Source organism: Ferrovibrio sp. (assembly GCF_019636075.1).
GTDB lineage: Bacteria > Pseudomonadota > Alphaproteobacteria > Ferrovibrionales > Ferrovibrionaceae > Ferrovibrio.
Genome location: NZ_JAHBYG010000081.1, coordinates 1 through 5,331 on the forward strand (window position 1 = coordinate 1; position 5,331 = coordinate 5,331).

Sequence of the window (5,331 nt, forward strand, 5' to 3'; positions counted from 1 at the left end):
CCGATGGATGCCGTTCCCTGGCCCATTCCATGCCTGCCAGCAAACCGGCCAAGGGCCCAGGATTGCCGGCAATGCCATCGGGCAGAACCGGCAGACCAAAAGCCTGAAAGCGCGCCGGATCGCCGTTGGCGTTTATCGCCACAGCGGCCACTTGCGGCAACAGGCGATCAAGCAGATGCGCCAGCAACGGCCGGCCGGCAAGCAGCTGCAAGCATTTATCGCCGCCGCCCATGCGCTGCGCCAAGCCGCCGGCCAGCACCACGCCGACGATATCCTGCTTCATGCCCTCGCCCGAAATCTGCAATCAACCGGTGGCAATATACTGCCGCAGCGCCTCGGCTTCCATCTCGGTGTGAGCGATATGGCGCTTCACCACGTCGCCGATGGAAATCATGCCGGCCAATTGCCCGCCTTCTACCACCGGCAGATGGCGGATGCGCCGCGCGGTCATCAGATGCATCACATCCTCCACCGTATCTGACGGCGAGCAGACCAGCACATTGCGGGTCATGATGCTATCTGCCGAGCGGGCGAGAATCTCGGCGCCATGGCGCGACAGGCCGCGCACGATATCACGCTCGGAAAGGATGCCGGCAATGCCGCCATGAGGGGTGAGCACCAGCACGGCGCCGATGCCATGCTGCGACAGCAGCCGGCAAACATCGGCAATCGTATCGGCGGGCTTGGCCGATACCAGGGTATGGCCTTTTTCCTTCAGGATGGACGCAACATTCATGACGTTTCCTCCTCCTTTATTGGCAGGCCGGAGACGAATCACATGAATGCGCTGCAATGCCTTGAAACCCGGGCCAAAAAATCGAGACCGCTTGACCGTTTAACCACGCGCATCCGCTTCCGGCTTTACGGATCAAGTTTCCGTCAAACCCAGCGGGCAGGCAAGCAGAGATTTAGCGCATCAGCAGGCGCCGCACGCCATCTTCCAGCTCGGCAATCACCCGCGCGGTGGTGTCGTCATGGCGGATTTCGGCCCAATAGGCAGCCAATTTTCCTTTGCCGAACACATCCTTGCGCTGGAAGCTCTTTTCCATCACCGCAACGAAGAACAGCACAGGCACCAGCGAACAATCGGCCAGGCTGTAGGCATCATCCACGGCGAAACCCCGATCACCAAGATAATGCTCCAGATGCGCCAATGCTTTGGCCAGATCGGCAAAGCCCTGTTCCACCGTTTCGGGATCGCGCTTTTCCGGATTCATCTGCCGAAACAGCTTGCCGATTGCAGCGAACACATACAGGTCGCCGATCTGCATCAGCAGATGCATGCGGGCGCGCGCTTCCGGTGTGGCCGGCCGCAATGGCGGCTCGGGGAATTTATCTTCCAGATAATCCAGGATCACATTGGATTCCGGCAGATGGCTGCCATCATCCAATGTAAGCACCGGAATCTTGCCGAGGGGATTGATTGCCAGAAAGTCCGGACTTTTAAGTCCCTCCCTGGGCGGAAACACCATCTCAACCGGCGCATCCTTGCGATAGATCAGCAACCGCGCACGCGCGGCGAAAGGCGAACCCTTCACCTGTATCAACTGCATCACGGCACCCCTCCCGGTATGGTTTTTTATCAAATCACCTTGCGGCTGCGCAGATCGGCTATGCGCGCGGCATCGAGGCCGAGATACTTGCCCAGCACTTCCTCGGTATGCTCGCCCAGCAAGGGCGGACCGCGATCATAGCTGACCGGCGAGTCAGACATTTTCAACGGGCTGGCAAGCGTGGGCACACTGCCCATCAGGCTATGCGGCACCTCCTGCTGCATGCCGCGCGCCTGCACCTGCGGATCGGCGAATACGCGATCCACCGTGTTGATCGGTCCGCAAGGCACGGCGCGTTTTTCCAGTCGTGCGATCAGATCGTTCATGCTGTATTTGCGCGTCTCGGCCTCGATGGCGGCCACCACGACAGCACGGTTGGCCACGCGAGCGATGCCGGTGGCGAAACGCTCATCCTGCAACCAGTCGGTGCGGCCGATCTCGTCAGCGAAGCGCGAAAACTGCCCATCGTTGCCGATCGCAAGAATCACATAGCCATCGGCGCAGGGGAAACCCTGATAGGGCACGATGGCGGCATGGCCGTTGCCCATGCGGATCGGCGCCTGGCCCGAAACCAGATAATACAAAGCCTGATTGGCCAGCGTGCCGACCTGCACATCCAACAGAGCCATATCGAGATACTGGCCCTTGCCGGAGCGATGGCGTTGGTTCAGCGCCGACACGATAGCGATGGTGGAATACAGCCCGGTCATCACATCGGCCAGTGCAACGCCGGCCTTCTGCGGGCCGCCGCCGGGCAGGTCGTCGCGCTCGCCGGTCACGCTCATCAGGCCGCCCATGCCCTGGATCAGAAAATCGTAGCCGGCGCGCGGCGCATAAGGCCCGGTCTGGCCGAAGCCGGTGATCGAGCAATAGACCAGTTTAGGGTTGAGCGGCGACAGGCTGGCATAATCCAGCCCGTATTTTTTCAACCCGCCGACCTTGTAATTCTCCACCAGCACATCGGCCTTCAAGGCCAGGTCGCGCAGCAAAGCCTGGCCCTCTTCCGTGCTCATATCCACGGTGATGGACTGCTTGCCGCGATTGGCCGAAAGATAATAGGAGGAGTCGGCGCGTTCGCCGGTCTGCGGATCTTTCAGAAATGGCGGGCCCCAGGAACGGGTGTCGTCGCCTTCGCCGGGCTTTTCCACCTTGATCACAGTGGCGCCCAGATCGGCCAGAATCTGGGTGGACCAAGGGCCGGCGAGAACACGGCTCAGATCCAGCACCAAGATATCGTCCAACGCACGCATGCCGCTCATCTCCATAAAAAAAGCCTGGCCCGGATTCAACGCCTAGGTCGGCCCGAACCATGCCTAAAATCAGGGCCATGGCCAAGAGTGAGACAGCAGAAAATCGTGCAGTTAGGGTCAACTCGGCCCGGTACGCACATCCCCCACATGCTGCATCGAGATGATATCGGACAGCGTGGCATAATTGGGGCCGCCGATGCGGCAGATCGGGCGCAGGGTTGCGGTGTCGATCTTGTTGTTGTTGCAAAGCCCGTCGCGGATATGGAACAGCAGCACTTCGCCAACGATGAACTCGGCACCGGTTTCGCCGAATTCGATCTTCTGGCTGAAGCGGCATTCCATGCTGATCGGCGCATGGGAAAGCCGCGGGGTCTTCACCCTCTGGCTGGGCAGGCTGTCTAATCCCAGTTCCGCCACCTCGCTGATATCCGGCGGGAAATCCAGCGCACTGCGATGCACCTGCTCGATCATGCTATCGTCGCCGATATTCACCACGAAATCGCCCGTGGCTTCGATATTGATGGACGTGTCCTTGCGCTGGCCGTTGCGCAGGCCGCAATTGAAACCCACCATCGGCGGCTTCGATGAAACGAACGTGAAGCAGCTGAACGGCGCCAGGTTCAACACGCCATCGGCAGACAGCGTGGTGATCCAGGCGATCGGGCGCGGCACCACGATGCCGGTCATCAGCTTGTAGATATCAGGCGCCGACATCGGCTCCGGCGATATGATCATACTGTCCTCTCCCCGCATGGCCTTTGCATGGCCATCAACCGGCTATGGCCGGTTCCTCGAACTGCTGAAAGGCCGCGCCCGGATAGGCGCCCAGCTTGCCGGAAATGATGCCCGCTGTGCGTTCGGTGATTTCCACCATACGCGCCATGAAGTCCACCGGCATGCGATCCTTGCTTACCGCCGAACTGACGGCGGCGATGACCTTGCCGCTGGAATCGCGGATCGGCACACCCACCGAAAGGATGCCGACCAGATTTTCCTCATCCGACACGGCATAGCCAAGCTGGCGCACCTTGCGCAGATCGGCCAAAAGGCTGGCCTGGTCGGTGATGCTATAGGGCGTGAGGCGGGTGAGCGTGAGGCGCGGCAGCAGCTTGTGCAGCGCCGCCTCATCCATCGCCGCCAGCATCACCTTGCCTACGCTGGTGGTGTGCAGCCGGCCGGTGGCGCCGGTATTGATGCGGAAGACCGAGGGCTGGGCGCTCTGGATGCTGCAGAGATACATGAATTCGGTATCGCTGCGCACGCCCATATAGACGTTGACATTCTCATCCTCGGCAAGCCGATGCAATTCATCGTAGGCCACTTGATAGAGCGGGTTGCTCTGGCTGTAGCGCTGGCCGACCTGGAAGGCACGCGGGCCGATGCGATAGCGGCGGGTGGAAGGATTCTGTTCCAGAAAGCCCTGCTCGGCCAGCGTGATCACCAAGCGGGAGACGATGCTCTTGTCGATCTCCAGCAAACGCGACAATTCGCGCACGCCAACTTCCGGTCCGTGCATGCCAACGGCCTCGAGAATCCGCAGGCCACGCGATAGCGACTGGTTGATGCTCATGCTTGTTCTGCCGAAGAAGGCGTGGCGGTGAGGCGCGAGCCACGCGGTTTATCCCAATACACCACACGCGATTGAATGGCCCGGATGAGCATATGCGCCAATATGCCAATCAGCGAAAGTGTGAAAACGCAGGTGAACATCGCCCCCACATCGAAATTCATCGACGAGGCCTGGATCATGTAGCCCAAACCCTGCTTGGCGGCCACAAATTCGCCCACCACGGCGCCGATCAGCCCCAACACGATGCCGATCTGCAGACCGGCGAAGATCGAATTAGCCGCATTGGGCAGCTTCACATCCCAGAAGACCAGCCAGCGCGGGCCTGAAAAAGCCTTGTAGAGATCCACCAGATCCACATTGGTGGAGCGCAGGCCGGCCACCGTATTCACGAAAACCGGGAAGAAGCAGATCAGGGCCACCAGGATGATCTTGGAGGCCAGCCCGAAGCCGAACCAGACCAGCAGGATCGGCGCCAGCGCCACCTTGGGCATCGACTGGAAGCCGATCACGTAGGGCAGCACGATGCGTTCGGCCACCGGAAATTCGCTGACCAGGGCGGCCAACAGGAAAGCCACGCAGCAGCCAGCGGCATAGCCGATCACCATCTCAAGCACGGTGGTGTAGACATGCGGGAAGATCAGGCCGGTGGAATAGAGCTTGTAGGCCGATTGCGCCACGGCCATCGGGCCGGGCAACAGATAATCGGGCACGCCGAGAATCTTGGTGCCGAAATGCCAGAACAGCAGAAACGCCACGATTGATGCGCAGGAAATGGCATAGCCCCTGGTTTTCGACATGCTGTCCCTTCCCTTCTTAACCAGCAGCCAGCGTGCTGAACATTTCGCGCAACTGGTTGGCCAGTGCGCCGAATTCCGGACTTGCCATGGTCTTGAGCGTGCGCGGGCGCTCGAGCGGTATCGGCAATTCCAGCACCTTGGTGCCGGGCCGGCCAGACAAC

The 5,331-nt window shown here is 60.5% G+C and carries 7 protein-coding genes; all 7 read right to left on the reverse strand.

Translation table 11 applies throughout. The annotated features are described in order from the left end of the window. Positions 1-283: NTP transferase domain-containing protein (locus KF827_RS19430; RefSeq protein WP_291009254.1), on the reverse strand; the 283-nt coding region annotated here is incomplete at its 3' end. A gap of 21 nt (positions 284-304) precedes the next feature. After that, positions 305-736, reverse strand: a complete 432-nt coding sequence (locus tag KF827_RS19435) for a CBS domain-containing protein (protein WP_291009257.1) — start codon at positions 734-736, stop codon at positions 305-307. A 172-nt stretch (positions 737-908) separates the two neighbouring features. Continuing rightward, positions 909-1,553, reverse strand: coding sequence for a glutathione S-transferase family protein (locus tag KF827_RS19440; RefSeq protein WP_291009269.1), 645 nt, complete (start codon positions 1,551-1,553; stop codon positions 909-911). Positions 1,554-1,582: 29 nt separating this feature from the next. Next, positions 1,583-2,812, reverse strand: coding sequence for a CaiB/BaiF CoA-transferase family protein (locus KF827_RS19445; RefSeq protein WP_291009260.1), 1,230 nt, complete (start codon positions 2,810-2,812; stop codon positions 1,583-1,585). A 108-nt stretch (positions 2,813-2,920) separates the two neighbouring features. Beyond that, the gene (locus KF827_RS19450; RefSeq protein ID WP_291009262.1) at positions 2,921-3,538 is read right to left on the reverse strand and encodes a flavin reductase family protein; all 618 of its coding nucleotides are present in this window, start codon (positions 3,536-3,538) and stop codon (positions 2,921-2,923) included. A 34-nt stretch (positions 3,539-3,572) separates the two neighbouring features. Further along, positions 3,573-4,373: an IclR family transcriptional regulator gene (locus tag KF827_RS19455; RefSeq protein ID WP_291009264.1), complete on the reverse strand. Its 801-nt coding sequence runs from the start codon at positions 4,371-4,373 to the stop codon at positions 3,573-3,575. After that, a complete protein-coding gene (locus KF827_RS19460) occupies positions 4,370-5,170 on the reverse strand; it encodes an ABC transporter permease (protein WP_291009267.1) in 801 nt (266 codons plus the stop codon). The genes KF827_RS19455 and KF827_RS19460 overlap by 4 nt, the downstream gene beginning before the upstream one ends. Between the last annotated feature and the right edge of the window lie 161 nt (positions 5,171-5,331).